We start from the raw sequence: 17,121 nt of genomic DNA, 5'->3' as shown, positions 1-17,121 counted from the left end.
TTTATCATTACCATGGCCAATATCTATCATTTTATCACGCAGGATTTTTCGGAAAATGCTGTAAACACCAAGGGCAGGATTTTCGGCTTATTTTTCAGATTGGCCAACTTCCAGACCCGTAACATACTACTTCGGATTGTGTTGGTGCCAATCCGGGCATTTTATAAAATATGCTTCGAATGGATTATCGGCATTGAAATCCCTTCCGTTGTCACCATCGGAGCAGGATTGAGGGTCTACCACTTTCCGGGAATTGTTATCCATCGTGACGTTAAAATCGGCAAGAACTGCACGCTGCGTCAGGCAACAACAATCGGAAATAAAACCGATAACGGCGGATGTCCTGTCATCGGAAACAATGTCAATATCGGCGCCAATGTCTGCATATTGGGTGATATAGTAATTGGTGATCATGTAACGATCGGCGCTGGATCTGTGGTCGTTAAAAGTGTCCCTGCCCATTCTGTAGTGGCGGGAAACCCGGCCAGGGTTATAAAAAATACAAATATCAATCAAAAAATATACGAGCAAGTACTATGAGCTTACCTATATCTTTCAAAAATGTGCTGCATGTAGGGCCTAATTACATTCGCCACAAAGGCGGGATGGGTGCAGTGATCGAAACCTATAAAAACAATATCCCAGATTTCAGCTTCATTGCATCCTACGAAGGAAACTACGGTTCAATTGCCAACATTCCGTTCTTCTTTCTTTCATTTTTCAGAATCTTGCTCAGACTCTCTACCAACCGGAAGATAAGCGTGGTTCATGTGCATGGGGCATCATTTGGCAGTTTTTATCGCAAGTACATAATATTCCTTCTCAGCAAATATATTTTCGATAAACAATTTGTCTACCACCTGCACGCTGCCGAATACCATACATTCTATCAGGAAACAAATGGTTTTGCCAAGCGTCTGATCCAGCATTTAATCAATGATGCTGACTGTATTATTGTTCTTTCCGAGAGCTGGGCAAACTTTATAAATAAAGAGTTCAGCCCTAAAAAAGTGGTGGTTTTGCACAATCCGGTAGAAATACCGCTTAGAAAGCAAAAGGCTAGAAATGCTGATTTCACAACAACTTCCCTTCTTTTTCTGGGAAGAATCGGTGACCGAAAAGGAATATTTGATTTGCTTTCGGTGATTAGTCAAAATAAAGATGAATATCAAGGCAAACTGTCGCTGACAATTGGCGGGGACGGTGAAGTGGAGCGATTGAAAACTTACCTGAAAGATCACGATCTTAATCAAATCTGCAAGTATGTGGGCTGGGTGGATGGTAACATGAAAAAAGATCTGTTGCAGGCTTGTGACGTTCTGGCACTGCCTTCCTACAATGAAGGATTGCCGATTGCGATTCTGGAAGCCATGAGCTATGGTAAACCAATCCTTACCACCCACGTCGGTGGGATTCCGGAGGTGGTCAAGGATGGCATCAATGGCTACGTCATCACGCCAGGCGATAAAGTTGCCATGGAAGCTGGAATAGACAAGCTTATCAACAACAAGTCCCTTCAAGAGCTTATGGGTCGCCAATCCTTGAAATTAATAGACAGCTATGATATTCATACAGTCACCAAGCGACTCCAAGCCATCTATGAGGACCTGCCTGCCGATACAATCCGCGCGCAGGTGGCCACAACCAGCGAAATTATCTAACACTTGAATTATTACTTTTTAACCCTTCCATAACCATCTAACTTTCCAATTATGAAAATTGCAGCAATCTCCTCAGGCGGCGGACACTGGATCGAACTACAACGCATCGCACCAGCATTTGAAGACCACGATGTATTCTATATTTCCACGCATAAGAACTTGGGTGATACCGTACAAGGGCATAAGTTCTATACGATCCCGGATGCAAGCCGCTGGAATAAATTCAAATTACTTATGGTAGCTTTTCGCGTGATGAAACTAATGGTATTTACAAGACCCGACATCGTCATTTCAACTGGCGCAGCACCGGGTGTATTTGGCATTCTGGCCGGAAAACTACTGGGAGCAAAAACGATATGGCTGGATAGTATCGCCAATGTAGAACATATCTCCCTAAGTGGCCGGCTTGCTATTCACATCGCTGACCGCGTGTACACGCAGTGGCCTACACTTGCCGATAAAAAGATTATATATGCCGGCAATGTGCTCTGATGAAATGAGCGACTATCAGTGCAAATAATGTTTCCATTTTGAACAGCCCAAAATCTTGAATTTTTGAGCAACGTCAACAATATCATGCAAAAACATCAGGCATTTTTAGCCTATGGGCGCGGATTTGCGATTACCACAATTGTGTGTTTTCACTTTCTGCAACCCATGAGCCTGCCCGCTTTTATGGCCAGTGCCATTAACCTGGGGGGAGCAGGCGTACACTTCTTCTTTTTTGCCTCAGGTTACGGCCTTATGAACAGCCGATATAATGGTGTCGCGAATTTTTTCAAAGCCCGGTTCAACCGGGTAGTAAAACCCTATTATTTCATCATTACGGCCATATTTTTGTTAAATATTCCGCTTAATTTATACAATGATGGCTGGCAAAGCTACCTAAGTCACATTCTGCTCTACAAAATGTTCACGTCCGACATTTCAAGTTTTGGCGGGCATTTCTGGTATATCTCTACCCTATTGCAGTTTTATTTAGTCTTTCCTGTCCTGAGACACTTGGTTGATAAAACAAAACCTGCAACCGCTGTGCTGGTTTCCACAATGATCTCACTGATCTATAGCGGCTGGGTGGTATATATAGGTCAAACGGAAACCCGACAGCTGAATAGCTTTTTCCTTCAATTTTTATGGGAATTTGTTGTGGGAATGGTCATCTGCAAAACCGGTTCGATGGAAAAAATCATTTCCAAACCATTGTGGCTATACGTGGTCATTGCTGTGATAGCCACCATCGTAACAGGTTTGCTAGTGACGTATTTTGGATCGATAGGCAAGATGTATAATGATTCCTTTTCTTTCCTTGCTTACTTAGGGATATGTATCATATGCTACCGGATCAGGTTGTTTTCTAATATCCTCTTCTATTTAGACAGCATTTCCCTTCCGCTCTATCTGACGCACGTATTTGTGATCAGCTTCTATATTGCCAAGATATCGATTGATAACCAGATTCATTATCTGGACTTGCCGGTATTACTAGTATTGGCATTGCTTGTGGCTGTGATAGTCAATTACTTAACAAGCAAGAAAACAGTTAAAACTGTAACGCTCGCCAAGAGTAGCCGGGATGCTCAAAATGCCTAGATCGAAATCGTAATAGGATCTATATAATAACTTAACGCTCAACCGCAACTTTATGACTCTCAGACATCCCATTCTTGTCAGTTAGCAATAGTATGTAAATGCCCCGGGGAATGCTTGATACACAGAAGCCATCGGACATGTTGGTAAAACTGGAAACGACGGCGCCCCTGTAATCGATCAGAGCAGCATTTTTAAGCTGGTTTAGCGCAACGCCTGTTAAAAACACTTTATCAGAGGCGGGATTGGGATAGACAGAAATTTGCGATTCAATATTAAATCTGATTTCCCTGATTTGACTATAACCATAGGAAGAGTCCGTATCGATCATTTTTAAGCGGTAATAGCTGCTTCCATCCAAAGGACGTTCGTCCTTGAATTGGTAAGTTTTGTTGTAAATTTCACCGGATGCAATATCTGGTGAAATAGCAACTTTGCCAATAGAAGCCCAGCTCTTGCCGTTTGCACTGCGCTCTACAAGGAAGTGACTTGCATTTAGCTCAGAGGCCGTGGACCATTCCAAAAGAGCAGCCTTTTCAACTGCCTTGGCATGAAAGCTGGCCAGCACTACGGGAAGTGCACCCTCGCCAAGTGCTCCGAGCGCATATGCAGAATAGTCATCGGGTACCAAAAACGCATTTGCAGTGATTGAGCCTGTTGCCAGGGAGCTGGTTTCACCTGAGATAGAGACATTGTCAACGCTTGATGAGATTCTTAGCCATTTGCCTGCTTTCCATCCAACGATGGTCAGTTTGCTCAAATCTTCGTTGTTCAATAGATTCCCGATCTGACTATCACTGTTCCAAGTCAGTGTTAATTTTGTATTTCCTTTGCCGGCAATATCCCAAAATTCCAATTTACTTACCGCGCTGACATCATTATCCCTGGATGAGGTTGAAAAAGGTCCCTTAGCTGGCAGCTCGCTGGATTGCATTCCAGGATCTGACTGGAAGTACGCACCCGTTATTTCGTCGGCCGCTGCTTTGAAGGGCCTTAGCTTACCATTATCTCCAACCGGAAAAATGAATTCGTCGCCCCCCTTTTTTCTTACATAACCATCAATAAAATTCCCCTCGCCCAGCACACCCGAAATCACCTCTTTGCCAAACGTGACCCTGCCGATTTCCGGACCACGTTTGGTAGAAATGCCTGAGGCCTGCTGGCTGAAAGCGTTCTGGTAAGAGCAATTAAAAAGGCAAATTAGCAGGTATGTGATGCAGACGCCAGTTCTGAGCATATATGTTCGATAAGCTTGTAGATTGAAACATTTTCAATATACAATACTTTCAATTTAATATTCAAACATTTTCTACGCAACCCGCTATTTATGCATAATAGGCTATCTAACTACCTCTATTTACTGTCCTCATCGTCAGTAGCGTCGGCATGCGTTTCGGCTTCGTAGCTATCAGCATATTTGATTTCGTCGAGCCAGTATGATGAGCTGATGATTTCATAGGTAACCGATGTCTCACTTTGGGAAACCTGCTTTAATTGCCAGATGATATCCTTGGCTTCTTCAAATTGGCTGCTTTCAATCTGGTCAGAGAACAGACGATGGATCAGGCTCCTGTCGGACATGCCGGCAGCAAGTATACGGACGATCGGTGCCTCGGGATTTTCATTGAAAATACTGATGTCTCCGCTTATTTGAATCGTAAACTGGACTGCTTCTACGCGTGGGAACTTGCCGTTAAAAGCTTCGTATAGCAGCTGCGTGGAGCGGTAAAGATCCGGATGCAAGGCTAGCTCCGGGTATTCTTCCCAAAGTTTTTCAGTTAAGATCTCATGGGATAGATTTTGGATCTGGCCCTCGGTCAGGCGCCCGGCGATGGTGTAATCCAAAACAATTTTTGCCGCCTCTTCCGGCTCAAAATCAGTCAGTGACATCATGCACATTTCCTTCAACTCAGCTTCCCTTATTTCGTTGGGATTTTGGTAATCCATTGCTTCCAAGAGGTTCACCAAATCATTTTTTTCCCAGGATCCAGGCAATTCCTGAATGTGCTCAAAAGACAAAACTTCTACTTTAAATTTACTCATCCCGTTATTTAGATTAATACGAAAGCACTACTGTTACGCTATATTCGATATTAGCGATATAGACGCCACTAACATATATACTAAACTCGGGCCAATGCCATGAAATTCCTTAAACATTGGTTAGTGAAGCAATATCGGGAATGCATCCATATTGCTTGCATTCGTTCTATTTGGAATGATCGTTCAAATCTAAAAACCGCTCAAATACCTGCCAGATTGCATTTTGTACAAATGGTTTGGCCACGAAATCGTCCATACCGGCTTCAAGACATCTTTCTTTTTCTCCCATTACATTTCCGGCAGTCAAAGCGACAATGGGCACTTTATCGGCACCCGGCAGCTTCCTGATCTGCGAAGTTGCCTCATGACCATTCATCAGCGGCATCTGAATGTCCATAAAAATCAAATCCGGTAACTGCTTCTGACACAGCGCCAGAGCTTCCAGGCCGTTGGCCGCTTCCCATATCGTTGCATTCACTGCAAGCTTTTTAATGACGGTTTTGGCAAGGATCATATTAATGAGATGGTCCTCGGCAACAAGAATGGTAAGTGCTTTGGAAGTAAAACCCTGTTCCTCAGCCGCAGCGGGAGTTTGCTGCTGGGGTTCATCAGGCGACAAATTGGCAAGTGAAAGCGCTATATTCCCCAATTTAATGGGTTTCATCAACCGCGAGTTAATATGCAGCTCCTGGGATGCGCGAAGAACGACAGCGTCATCTGCCGAGCTGTTAAGTAAGATAATAGGAAGCTGAGCGGCCGAAAGTGTCTGCCGGATCCGGCGAACCGTTTCCAGTCCATCCATATGGAGCATGTGGTAATCTATTAACGCAACATTATAAGCCATGTTAGCCGAAAGTATATCCAATGCCTGCGCCCCATTTTCAGCCTGATCTGATTTGATTCCCAGCTGGTCCAGCATTCGTTCTATCAGCTGGCGGCTTTTGGTATTATCGTCAACGATCAGCACCCTTTCAATGTTGGTGATAGCCTGATTTGGATTTATATCGCCGGGCTCTGACTTCATGGTCAGATCAAAGTATAGCGTGCTGCCAACCCCAACGGCACTATCCAGATGAAGGCTGCTGCCCATAAGGGCCAGAAGCTGATTGGAGATCGTCAGCCCTAGCCCGGTTCCTCCATACCGCTTCGTTGTTGAACCGTCTTCCTGCAAGAAAGCTTCAAATATTTTGGCTTTCTTCTCTTTACGGATGCCGATGCCTGTATCACGCACAATAAAACGGCACGTAATCATATCGTCATTTTCCGGTCGGTAGTCCAGAATTTCAATTTTTAGCTCAATCTCTCCGCACTCGGTAAATTTGGCTGCATTGCTTAATAAATTTATTAACACCTGTTTCAGCCTGATATCATCCACCCAGACATACTGCGGCAGACAGGCTGGGATGTCCAGCAGCATTTCCAGTCCTTTGTTCTGTACCTGAAACGAAATAATGTCGGCAGTCTGCGCTGCTATTTCATAGATATCATATTTGTCAATATCCAGTTCGAGCTTACCCGCTTCGATTTTGGAAAAATCCAGAATATCATTGATAATGCTCAGCAATGTGTTGGCAGACTGGTGAACGAAGCTCAGATATTGCTTCTGCGTATCGCTCATATGCGTTTTAAGAACCAGGTCCGTAAAGCCGATTACGCCATTCAAGGGCGTTCGTATCTCATGGCTCATGTTGGCCAAAAACTCTGACTTGGCCATATTGGCCTGTTCAGCGAGATGACGGGCCGTTTTCAGTTCCTGGCGGTGCAGCTCAATTTCCGTTACATCCTGAATGAGCGTTATAATTCCCCCAATGGCGCCATCAAACTGAAACCAGGGCCAGACTTCCCAGGTCAGATACCGGTCATGGCTCCATCCATCCGGTCGGGATACTTGTTCTCCACGCAGCATGCGTTTGCCTGCAAGGGCCTGTCGGTGTATATCTTTCCATTCCTGATCTGTATCGGTAAAGACATCGTAATGGCTCATGCCAATAATATCTTGGCTACGCAATCCATATTCCTGTTCCCACTTGCGGCTTACGGCCAGATACCGGATATCATTGTCGAGCATGGCCACAACGGCGGGAATGTGCTCGACAAATGCCAACAGGCGCGCCTGCTGCATGCTAAGCTGCTCTTTGGTATGCTCAACCTGCAACGCCGTTTTTTTCTTCTCATCAATGTCCTGAACCGTCCCGTAAAGTTTTTTACATTTCCCTTTTCTGAACTCGGCATTGACAACGAGCCGCACCCAGCGCTCTTCGTGGTTACCTGTTAAAATCTGAACTTCTATGTCATGAGCCGTGCCATAATTGGTGGCATCCGCTATGGCTTTTATCACTTTTTCCCTACTCTCACCGTCCTTGTAAAGGTTCAGCACATTATCAAGATTGAGCTTCAAATCAGGATCCTGCTGGTAGATTTTACTAGCCAGATCAGACCAGTAAAGCTCTTTTTCGTTCAAATTGTATTCCCAACCTCCTATGCCTGCAATAAGGCTGGTTTGCATGAGCATTTGCTGTGTTCGGAGCAGTTCCTTGGCCTGATTATGCATTTGGGTAATGTCTATGCAGTTACCCACAACATAACCGTGTCCATTTCCGTCCATAACCAGTGCATTGCGGTAACTCCAAATGACCTGACGCCCGTCCTTATGCACGGTTGTCATCAAACCGCTGGATTTGCCCGAATTCGTGATCTGCTGGAAGTAATCCCGTAAGCCTTGCCGGTGTTTTTGAGGCGTCACATCCAGCAAATTCATTTTCAAAAATTCCTCTACGGTATATCCCAAAAGATCCGCCCCAACAGAATTAACGGCGGTAAAGTTGCCATCCAGATCATGGGTGCACATGAGCCCCTGTGAGCTCTCAAAAAATGATTTAAGTTTTTCCTCGCTGCTCGTTTTTTCTTTAATGAAGGCGTTATCATTGCCCTGCCGCTGTATGCCAGCATGCATGCGTTCTTTGTGATATGTGACCAGGGCCATAACCTGGGAAGCAATCAGTTGCAGCGACTTGCTTTGAACCTCGGTAAGTTTTCGGACTTTATTGTCCAGCACACAGATCGCGCCCAGCGGGTAGCCTGCGGGATCCGTAAGTGGGTAGCCTGCGTAAAAACGAAGGTCAGGTTGTTCATTCAGTAAGTCGTTGCCCCGGAAGCGATCATCCAGGCTGACATCCTCGATTTCAAAAACCGACCCTTGCAGGATCGTATACTGACAAAAAGAGGTTCTGCGATCGATTTCGCTTAGCTGGGTTCCGCGGCTGGACTTAATCCAAAGCCTTTTTTGATCAATAAATGTAATGATGCATACTGGCACGTCGCACGCCAGGCAGGCCAGATCTGCAAGACCATCAAACTCTTCCTGCCCTGCCGTATCCAGAATTGAATAGCTAAGCAGTGTCTTCAATCTTTTTTGTTCCAAAACAGAAAGCGGAACGGCGTCGTTTTTTTCGACGTCAACATCATGTACCTCTTCATTCATCTATAAAAATACAATTAGTTTTAGTTTCAATACAATTATTTTGATTCAACTATTAGTAACTGATCGTAGAAATGTTGGCAAGCAAGTTGTATGCTTACAGCACCAAGCACTAGTGATGGGGTGCTTCCCGGGATACTAACTGCAAAAAAATTGATGTAATTCTGTGATTTATTTACTGGTATTGCGAATAATTGTCTGAACCGACCTGATATGGATCGCTTTCCTGAGCTCTGTGCTGTATCAAACCTACGCCTACGCCAGCCCGTTTTTCTGGTTTTCAATCGCTACACATGCCGTGCTTTTGACAATTGTGATCGCAATCTATATTTACCAGCTTGCATTGATCTATCAAACAGACCTGGGCGAGCCCCTGCTAACAACACAGTTCCGATTGGCGAAGTTAAAAAGCTCTACGCTATGGATATACAAGCTGATGTTTCTGCATGCACCTGTCTGGACGACTTTCAGCATCCAGCAAAAAATGTTTGCCAACCAAGGATGGTTAACCGCCCAGGTGATTGTAACATTAATCTTTTTTGCAGCAGCTGTATGGCTTTTCTTCAATATTAAGTATGAAAACCGGGATAAGAAGTGGTTTAAACTGCTTTTCAGGGGTAAGGATTGGGATCCTATAATCAAGTCTTTGCAGATGCTTAGGGAAATGGAGGGGTTTAATGTTGGCAATTGAAGTTTAAGTTGGCGGCTAGCTTATAAACTCATCCGGTCCTTCTATAAGCTGGCTCCGGAATGAAAGCTTTTGGCAAACTTCAAGAAAATCCGGTTGGAAGTTGCCACAGATTCGCAGCTCCACGGTTTTGTTTGGCACCTGAAATGCTATTTCTGACGCATGCAGCATCATCGTACTCATCCCTAACTTCTCCTTAAAATACCGGTTCTGCTTGTTGCAGCCGTGCGGCCTGTCGCCGATGATGGGGTGGAAAATGTGGGCCATGTGTTTGCGCAGCTGGTGCATGCGGCCGGTGGTGGGTTTAAGCTCGACCAGTGAGTAGCGGGAAGTTGGGTGCTTTCCGATGGCGAAATTAACTTCTGTTCTTTCAAGGGTGCGCAGTGAGGTGAAGGCTTCCTGGATGGTGCCGTCTTCTTTTTTTAATGGGTAGTCAATGTCAAGCTGATCGGGTGTGTAGCCTCTGACAATGGCGTGATAGGTTTTTTCGACTTTGCCTTCCTGAAACTGCTGCTGCATCAGGCTGTTCATTTCTTCATTCAAGGCAAAGAGCAGTACACCGGAAGTTTTTCGGTCGAGACGGTGAACGGGATATACTTTTTGGCCGAGCTGGTCCCTGAGTATCTGGACAGCGAAAACGTCTGCGTCTGCTGCAATGGGTGAGCGGTGGACGAGCAGTCCGTTTGGTTTATTGATCGCTACGAGCTCCGCGTCCTGATAAAGGATTTGAAGGGATGACTGTGTCGGCTCTGTCACTTAAAATATGGAGAGATCCTTCTCTATTTTCTCTGTCAGCACCGCATAAGCATTTGGCTTGATGCCCATCAGATATGGAAAGAGCCGCAAAACGAAATGCTTGATTTTTGTTAGATAAAAACCTGAGGGATTGTTTTTAAAAAGCGGCTTGATCACTTCGTCATCATAAAGATGGCAAATGTCCTTTTTGATCTGAAAGTTCTCAGACATCAGCAGGAACCGGAGTAATGCAGGCGTGTAAATGTTAATGTGCCCGTAGGATAGGAAATGCTTGACTTTTTTATCTACATAAAAAGAAAAATCAATGGGCACTTCGAAAATCTGATATTTAGAAACACGTTTGATCTCTCTTAAAAGGATGCGCTCATGCTCAACGTGCTCCAAGACATGCGAACAGATGACCAGATCAAAATGGTTGTCAGGATAAGGGATTTGGTACCCGTCAAAAAGCAGGACATCATTCAGGTGCTTGATTTGCTTGGATTTGATTAAGCCAATGCCGCTTTCAGAAATTTCAACGCAGTTCAGGTCCTGGCAAAAATCCCACTGGGAAAGCCAGTTCAGGATACTTCCCTCCCCTGCGCCTACTTCGAGCACATTTTTGAAATTAATGTGTTTGGAAAGTGCTACAATGTTACGCGCCTTGTATTTGGCACCGGTGTTGCGCCAGGAAACGGAGTCATCATTATATTGTGAAGAATAAGAGTCCTTTACGTTATCGGATATCTGCATATCAAAGTGACATTGATTTCATGACTAAATCCCTACTCCACTGCCTGATTCTTCTTGCTATACCTGATCCGGAAACGAACGATAACCCACAGCACCAGATATAAAATCCCGAGTAGCATACCAATTTCCATACTGAAAACCCAAGCGGTCCGGTCCATTGCGCTTTCAATCAGGTTGTTCAGGATAGCCCTTGGATCATGGATAATGTCCCAGCTGTTCATGCGCCTCACCCTTCCCAGGTAAACCCCGAAACCGGCCAGCGGTAGGCTTAGTAAAAGGAATGTAATGCTGACACGCCTGGAAAAAACGCGGCGCCAGGAGCGGTGAATCCAGTATAGCGACACCAAACCATTAAAAAGGCTTACTTCTGCGTAGAAGAAGAGCATTATCACATCATGCCAGGTCAGATCTCGGTGGTAATCAACGGTTAAGTGAGCCAGATCCGTGATCATATAAGGCGCATTCGGAAAAAATGCAAGCCAGAGCGTGGTTAAAACGATCAGCGTTAATGGAATGCTGCCGAAACGTTTTGTGAAATTATCGGCCAGGAAGGCAGTGATCAGCGGAATCCAGCTTAAAAATAAATTCCAGTCCATTGAAAAGTCAACGGGGGAATTAAAGAAAATACGGATAAGGTGAAAAAATACAGCAACCAGGCTCAACAGCAAAAGCAACAGCAGCGAGAACAGGCCTTCCATTGATACAATGGGCGGATCTGTGACGCTGAACCTATGGTTCCTTATCCAATCTATCAAACGGTCCAATAGTACGGTATTTTAGTTTAATCATGACGACTTAAAAATTAAGCAAATGAAAAGCAAAAAAGGCATAACACATTTATATCATTCTTATCCTTAAAATAAAAATTGATATAGTTATATCCTTTGTCGCTTTTGCTGCGTCATTTTCGACAAACGCTGACAGGCTAGGCCTGAGTAGGATTTTTGGTTTCTTTATTAGGTTTACGTCTTTTAGGTCTTCCCGAAGGTTTTTGAGCTGGCTTATTGCCTGGCCCCGGCTTGCGACCACCCGAGGGCCTTGCCCGCCGTGGCTCAAATACAGGCGCATCTCCAAGGCCCAAATCCTGGGTTATGGATTGCTTTTCAAGTTCCTTTTCGAAAAGCCTTTCAATCTTCAATACGTATTTCTGATCTTGCTCATTGATAAACGTGATCGCCGTGCCCTTCGTTTCTGCACGGGCTGTCCGGCCGATACGGTGAACGTAATCTTCCGGATCGCGGGGCACATCGTAATTAACGACATGGCTCAGGTTATCAATATCAATCCCGCGTGAAAGCACGTCCGTTGCTACAAGTACCGGAAATTGTCTGTTCTTGAAATCCCTTAATACAATTTCACGGTCTGCCTGCTCGGAATCAGAGGAGATCCCTCTTGCCGCCAGCCCGAGCTTTCGCAACGCCCGTACGATCGGCTCAACCGTAGATTTGCGCGAAGTAAACAGCACCATACTCGTATTTTCAACCTGACTGAGCAAGTGCAATAATAATGGGAGCTTCTGTTCGTCCTTTGCCATATAGAACTGCTGATCAATCCGGTCAACGGGACGCGAAACGGCAAGTCTTATTTCCTCAGGGTTTTGCAAGATCCGCTTTGCCAGGTCACCGATTTTTGGCGGCATTGTTGCTGAGAACATGAGCGTTTGTCTTTTTGCTGGCAAAAAGCTCATAATCTTCAATATATCACTCAAAAATCCCATGTCCAGCATCCTGTCTGCTTCGTCCAGCACCAGGTGTTTTACATTTCCAAAGGTCACGTATCCCAGCTGCAAATGGGCGATAAGCCTTCCCGGAGTTGCTATAATGATATCTGCTCCCTGCGTTAATGCTTTCTTTTGCTGATCCCATTCCGGACCCTTGTTACCGCCATAAACCGCAATACTGGTTGCGCCAACGAAATAACCCAGTCCCTGGATCTGCTGATCGATCTGCACAGCGAGCTCGCGCGTCGGCACGAGGATCAATGCGCCAGTGTTCCCGTTATTTTCGTGGGCAACCTTATCAAGGATCGGGATCAGATATGCGGCTGTTTTACCTGTACCCGTCTGGGCGCAGGCGAGCAGGTCTTTGCCGCCAAGAATGTAAGGGATCGCTTGTTCCTGAATAGGTGTTGCCTGCTGGTAGTTCATGGAATCCACGGCGTTGAGCACGTCCTCGTGGAGTTCAAATTCATTGAAATTCAAAATTCAGCTTGTAAAGTCCATAGGTTTAAGTGTCTACGGACGCGTTAAAAAAAGAGCTGACTTCAATATTTCCCAGTCAGCAAACCGCTTGATTTGAACAAATATAAAAAATATCCGGCTGAAAATGAAAACATGGTGTGAGATAGGGGCTGCTATCGAATTATCAGCAGCAAAGAAAATGGAAAGGCTACTTCACTTTTAACCGGTTGATCATCATTATCGCTCGATCGATACGCACCTGAACCGATTTCGCGCCTGCAACATAATAAATGATGGCGCGCTGATGGCTGGGCAGGGACTCATCAAAGAGCCGTTTCCCCTCCTCGTCCATTTCCAGCAACTCCTGCAATTCTTCCGGAACATCCCGGCCAAATTCACTGTCATCCGGCCTGACTTCCGCATGCAACTTCTGTCCCAGCACCAATTTCCCCTGTTGCCTGAGCGGCGTTCCTATATTAATGTAAAAACCTCCCCCACCCTTCGGCCGGATCGCACATTGAAAATCGACATGACCATTCAACAAGCACCTGACCCGCGCAGGCTTGCGCCCCTGTACAAACTGAACCGCCACTTCATCAGGTACAACCATATAAAATTCGCCTCCCTTTCGAGGGAGGCGATCTAATATTGATTCAAAACGGACATCATTTTCCATGTTGCAATGTGGAATTTTACAGGATTTATTCTGTCAATGGACGCACCATAATGTCCTTATAAAGCACAACACTTTTAGGATCATGCGCCTGCAAAGCAAATGTTCCGGCTTTAAGGAATTTGTTTTTCATATCCCCCTCTCTCTTGTCCACATCAGTTTCTTCATAATCCACAACCACCTTATCATTGATCTTAATGGTAATATGCTTGCCCTCCACCTTGATGTATTCAATATACCACTCACCATCCTTCACAAAGGTTTCTTTCACATCAACCACATTATACAAACTGCCTGTACGCTTGTAATCGGTATGCGACTGGTTCACCTGCACTTCATAACCCTGCACAGGCCAGCCGTCTTCCTGGTAAGCAGTATGAATAAAAATCCCAGAATTCGCACCCGGTTTAGTCATCACCGTTGCTTTGAATTCGAAATTCTTAAACATATGGTTTTTGACCGGGCCGTCGTAGAACAAGTGAGCTCTGGGGCCCGCTACCTGAATGTTGCCGTCTACGATGGTGAAGGAAGAAGCGTTAGCACCGATTTTCCAGCCGTCAAAGTTTTTGCCGTTGAAGAGGGTGATCCATCCGTCCTGGGCGGAGGCGGATAGTTGGAGGCTGAGGCTTAGAGCTAGCGTTAGGAGTAGTGTTGTTAATGTTTTTTTCATAGAAAGGTAAAATGGTTTGGATGCAGGTGATGTTTGGTCTTTTTATTTAAATCGGATTTCGGGTGAAACCTACTCTATGAACCTAAAAATAGAAATTAGACCAACAGCAAAAGCGAAAAAATCATATGCAAATTAAAGAGCAGCAACCTTCATCCCACTTATCTTGATCGCCTCGAGTATATCTGTACTATGAACATCATAAGAAAATCGTATTACATTTGCTCAAAAGAAAGACTTATTTAAGCTACTCAACATCGTAAATCCATGCACCGGTTGATTAAATTGCCATTAACCTTAGTTTTACTATGCGCTTGCTCCGACATGGTTTCCGCTCTTCCAGCGCAGATGCAAGCAGATCATCTTGACCCACAGACACCGGATACGACGGTCTCTACATCTGATAAACAATTCAGATTCGGACTAGCTGCAATCGCCTCTGCCACATCCAATAACCAAGTCCCGTTTTGGATGCGGTCTAACCAGGCCGGAAGCATGCCGCTTCAAGGCCCTTCTATTTCCTTTATCGGTGATATTGGACGGGACTACTCCAAGGTTCGCAAAGGAAAGCTTGCGGACTGGGGGGTTTACCTCGAACCCAGACTGAACATCGGCAAAGGTTCGCAGTTACTGCTTATCGAAACTTATGCAAAGGGTCGCTTAGGAATATTTCAGCTGAAAGCAGGACGCAGCAGGGATATCATGGGGCTGGTTGATTCTACATTGTCTTCCGGCGCATTCTCCATTTCCGGAAACAGCCTGGGAATTCCAAAGGTTGAACTATCCATTCCTGAGTTTTGGGATTTACCCCTTTTGAAGGGGGTTATTGCTGTAAAAGGTAACTTTGCACATGGATGGCTTGGAAATGTCGACGTAAAAAATGTAGACGTAAATGAAGTAAAGACCTATTTTCACCAAAAGTCATTCTATGCCCGGTTTGGTAAACCAAGCTGGAAGTTGAAGCTTTTTGCCGGATTTAACCATCAGGTATTTTGGGGGAACGAGAGAGAAATAAATGGGCAAAAATTCAAATTATCTCCATCTGAAACTTATAAATATGTGATATTTGGCAAAGGTTACGGCGGTCCTGGTATGGGTATACCACGCTCTAAAATCGGCAATCATCTTGGTTCAATCGACCAAGCGGTTGAATTCACTACAAAATCAAAAAAAATTCTAGTATACCATCAATTCCTATATGATGTAGGCGGATTGTATCATCTAAATAATGTTAAAGATGGGCTATTTGGAATCAGTGTGGCCAATAAAGAGACAGACCCATCTGCTTTTTTTCAACTAAATAAAATCGTTTTCGAATACCTAAATACTAAAAGCCAAGGTGGAGAAATCGATGCAAAAATAACGCCATCGGGAGACGAAGATTATTATAATAATTTCATTTACACCAAAGGCTGGACTTACAAAGGTGAGAATTTGGGTAATCCCTTATTGACAAGCAGAAAGTACGCAAGAAAAGATTTGCCCGTTTACCTTCAAGAGTATTTTATTAACAACAGGATCAGCGCATTTCATGTGTCAGCAGAAACTGCTGTACGTGACTGGTCTATCGTAGTAAAGGCCGCTTACTCCTTAAACTACGGAACCTACGGGACAAGTCCATGGGGCCATTCCCTAAGTTCCATACGCATTCCTAGCAAGCCACCTTATTTTCAGGAAGAGAGACAGTTATCAACATTTTTGTCAGCCAGCAAAAAGATGCGTCAAAACATGACGCTGACCTTTGCTGTTGCTCTTGACAACGGATCTCTCTTGTATAATTCAACGGGAGGCTCAGTCAAACTTTCCAAGCAATGGTAGTTATTGAGAATCTCCCTGAAAGAGAGGCTATTTAGCAAGAACAACCCGTCTGCTTTCGGACTTGGTATTTGATTTAATGTTTACTAAATAAACACCATCTGCATGTTGTGAAAGGTTCACCCCTTCATGTATATGCTTACCTACTCCGATTACCGATTTTTGCCAAATTTGTTGCCCCAACATATTGACTATCGATAAATTGGCAGATTCTCCTTTTTCCAGGTAAAAATCTAAATTGATAGTTTCACGGGTTGGATTGGGCCACACTCCGATTTCCAAAATATTATTAGATTTATCGTCCTGTACCATTTCTTCCATTGCTGCGATGCGCGCTGATGAGGCGCAGGTCAAACTTCTGGAAGATGAGCCCAATGTGTAAGTACTTCCCTTCACACGAATGCTCAGAGAACGTGCCATTCCATCTTTTAAGCTAGCAGGGATAGGCAAGCTGAAACCATAGTTACCCGTTCCTTTGCCTTCATTCTTTAATGTTTCCTTGTAAATGTTGGCCAATCCAGTCGCATAGACTGTACTACCTTCATAAAGCTCGACAGTCACGGCAGTGCTCGAATTGTTCTTGTCCCAAACCCAACCACGCGCACTGTTGCAGTCAACTATATCAAAGTTACCAGCATACACATTGGCAGGGCACATCAAAGTCCGAGGCGCAGCAGTCGGCACAATATAGGATTTGCCTTTCACCCTGACATTCAATGTATGGGTCGCGCCGTCTTTAAGACCAGCAGGGATTGGTATCGTAAAGCCATAGTTGCCTGTCCCCTTACCCTGGTCTTTCAGGTCTGCCCGGTACTGGTTGGCTATTACTGTCCCGTAAACTG

Annotated in this window: 16 protein-coding genes; 6 read left to right on the top strand and 10 right to left on the bottom strand. The window is 44.7% G+C overall.

Annotated elements, in window-relative coordinates:
• Positions 1–12 precede the first annotated feature (12 nt).
• The 4 genes from L0660_RS12370 (at position 13) to L0660_RS12355 (ending at position 3,251) form a co-directional block, all read left to right on the top strand.
• Entirely contained in the window at positions 13–540 is a 528-nt protein-coding gene (locus L0660_RS12370) for a serine acetyltransferase (protein ID WP_235159751.1), read from the top strand.
• Complete coding sequence (locus L0660_RS12365; RefSeq protein WP_235159750.1) at positions 537–1,661, top strand: glycosyltransferase family 4 protein; 1,125 nt, start codon at positions 537–539, stop codon at positions 1,659–1,661. Before L0660_RS12370 ends, L0660_RS12365 begins: the two co-directional genes overlap by 4 nt.
• 51 nt (positions 1,662–1,712) lie before the next feature.
• A complete protein-coding gene (locus L0660_RS12360; protein WP_026632258.1) occupies positions 1,713–2,153 on the top strand; it encodes a glycosyltransferase in 441 nt (146 codons plus the stop codon).
• 84 nt (positions 2,154–2,237) lie between these two features.
• Positions 2,238–3,251 (top strand): acyltransferase, encoded by a 1,014-nt coding sequence (locus L0660_RS12355; protein WP_235159749.1) that lies wholly within the window; start codon positions 2,238–2,240, stop codon positions 3,249–3,251.
• A gap of 31 nt (positions 3,252–3,282) precedes the next feature.
• Here L0660_RS12355 and L0660_RS12350 read toward each other — a convergent pair whose 3' ends face one another.
• The 3 genes from L0660_RS12350 to L0660_RS12340 form a co-directional block, all read right to left on the bottom strand.
• Positions 3,283–4,485: a T9SS type A sorting domain-containing protein gene (locus L0660_RS12350; RefSeq protein ID WP_235159748.1), complete on the bottom strand. Its 1,203-nt coding sequence runs from the start codon at positions 4,483–4,485 to the stop codon at positions 3,283–3,285.
• A gap of 116 nt (positions 4,486–4,601) precedes the next feature.
• A complete protein-coding gene (locus L0660_RS12345) occupies positions 4,602–5,291 on the bottom strand; it encodes a hypothetical protein (RefSeq protein WP_235159747.1) in 690 nt (229 codons plus the stop codon).
• Between the two features lie 166 nt (positions 5,292–5,457).
• Positions 5,458–8,772: a response regulator gene (locus tag L0660_RS12340; RefSeq protein WP_235159746.1), complete on the bottom strand. Its 3,315-nt coding sequence runs from the start codon at positions 8,770–8,772 to the stop codon at positions 5,458–5,460.
• 232 nt (positions 8,773–9,004) lie between these two features.
• Here L0660_RS12340 and L0660_RS12335 point away from each other — a divergent pair, with 232 nt between their 5' ends.
• Complete coding sequence (locus tag L0660_RS12335; protein WP_235159745.1) at positions 9,005–9,460, top strand: hypothetical protein; 456 nt, start codon at positions 9,005–9,007, stop codon at positions 9,458–9,460.
• A gap of 15 nt (positions 9,461–9,475) precedes the next feature.
• Here L0660_RS12335 and L0660_RS12330 read toward each other — a convergent pair whose 3' ends face one another.
• From L0660_RS12330 to L0660_RS12305, 6 genes are all read right to left on the bottom strand, one after another.
• Complete coding sequence (locus L0660_RS12330; RefSeq protein WP_235159744.1) at positions 9,476–10,213, bottom strand: pseudouridine synthase; 738 nt, start codon at positions 10,211–10,213, stop codon at positions 9,476–9,478.
• Positions 10,214–10,945, bottom strand: coding sequence for a class I SAM-dependent methyltransferase (locus L0660_RS12325; RefSeq protein WP_235159743.1), 732 nt, complete (start codon positions 10,943–10,945; stop codon positions 10,214–10,216).
• Positions 10,946–10,977: 32 nt separating this feature from the next.
• Positions 10,978–11,709 (bottom strand): DUF1361 domain-containing protein, encoded by a 732-nt coding sequence (locus L0660_RS12320; protein ID WP_235159742.1) that lies wholly within the window; start codon positions 11,707–11,709, stop codon positions 10,978–10,980.
• Between the two features lie 161 nt (positions 11,710–11,870).
• The gene (locus L0660_RS12315; RefSeq protein WP_235159741.1) at positions 11,871–13,145 is read right to left on the bottom strand and encodes a DEAD/DEAH box helicase; all 1,275 of its coding nucleotides are present in this window, start codon (positions 13,143–13,145) and stop codon (positions 11,871–11,873) included.
• Positions 13,146–13,332: 187 nt separating this feature from the next.
• A complete protein-coding gene (locus L0660_RS12310) occupies positions 13,333–13,800 on the bottom strand; it encodes a YdeI/OmpD-associated family protein (protein WP_255712317.1) in 468 nt (155 codons plus the stop codon).
• A 25-nt stretch (positions 13,801–13,825) separates the two neighbouring features.
• A complete protein-coding gene (locus tag L0660_RS12305) occupies positions 13,826–14,467 on the bottom strand; it encodes a DUF1080 domain-containing protein (RefSeq protein WP_235159739.1) in 642 nt (213 codons plus the stop codon).
• Between the two features lie 273 nt (positions 14,468–14,740).
• On the opposite strand from L0660_RS12305, the gene L0660_RS12300 reads away from it, so the two are divergent.
• Positions 14,741–16,282, top strand: a complete 1,542-nt coding sequence (locus tag L0660_RS12300) for a capsule assembly Wzi family protein (RefSeq protein WP_235159738.1) — start codon at positions 14,741–14,743, stop codon at positions 16,280–16,282.
• Positions 16,283–16,309: 27 nt separating this feature from the next.
• Here L0660_RS12300 and L0660_RS12295 read toward each other — a convergent pair.
• Positions 16,310–17,121, bottom strand: an 812-nt coding sequence (locus L0660_RS12295) for a T9SS type A sorting domain-containing protein (RefSeq protein WP_235159737.1), incomplete at its 5' end; no start/stop codon positions are given.

This window comes from Dyadobacter sp. CY351 (assembly GCF_021502625.1).
GTDB classification, from domain to species: domain Bacteria; phylum Bacteroidota; class Bacteroidia; order Cytophagales; family Spirosomataceae; genus Dyadobacter; species Dyadobacter chenhuakuii.
This window is presented reverse-complemented; position numbering and strand designations above follow the sequence as displayed.

Bases quoted from the DNA above. Each gene is read 5' to 3' on its own strand.
- L0660_RS12355 (WP_235159749.1), top strand. From the start codon at position 2,238: ATGCAAAAACATCAGGCATTTTTAGCCTATGGGCGCGGATTTGCGATT.
- L0660_RS12325 (WP_235159743.1), bottom strand. From the start codon at position 10,945: ATGCAGATATCCGATAACGTAAAGGACTCTTATTCTTCACAATATAAT.
- L0660_RS12350 (WP_235159748.1), bottom strand. From the start codon at position 4,485: ATGCTCAGAACTGGCGTCTGCATCACATACCTGCTAATTTGCCTTTTT.
- L0660_RS12305 (WP_235159739.1), bottom strand. From the start codon at position 14,467: ATGAAAAAAACATTAACAACACTACTCCTAACGCTAGCTCTAAGCCTC.
- L0660_RS12360 (WP_026632258.1), top strand. From the start codon at position 1,713: ATGAAAATTGCAGCAATCTCCTCAGGCGGCGGACACTGGATCGAACTA.
- L0660_RS12340 (WP_235159746.1), bottom strand. From the start codon at position 8,772: ATGAATGAAGAGGTACATGATGTTGACGTCGAAAAAAACGACGCCGTT.
- L0660_RS12365 (WP_235159750.1), top strand. From the start codon at position 537: ATGAGCTTACCTATATCTTTCAAAAATGTGCTGCATGTAGGGCCTAAT.
- L0660_RS12345 (WP_235159747.1), bottom strand. From the start codon at position 5,291: ATGAGTAAATTTAAAGTAGAAGTTTTGTCTTTTGAGCACATTCAGGAA.
- L0660_RS12370 (WP_235159751.1), top strand. From the start codon at position 13: ATGGCCAATATCTATCATTTTATCACGCAGGATTTTTCGGAAAATGCT.
- L0660_RS12310 (WP_255712317.1), bottom strand. From the start codon at position 13,800: ATGGAAAATGATGTCCGTTTTGAATCAATATTAGATCGCCTCCCTCGA.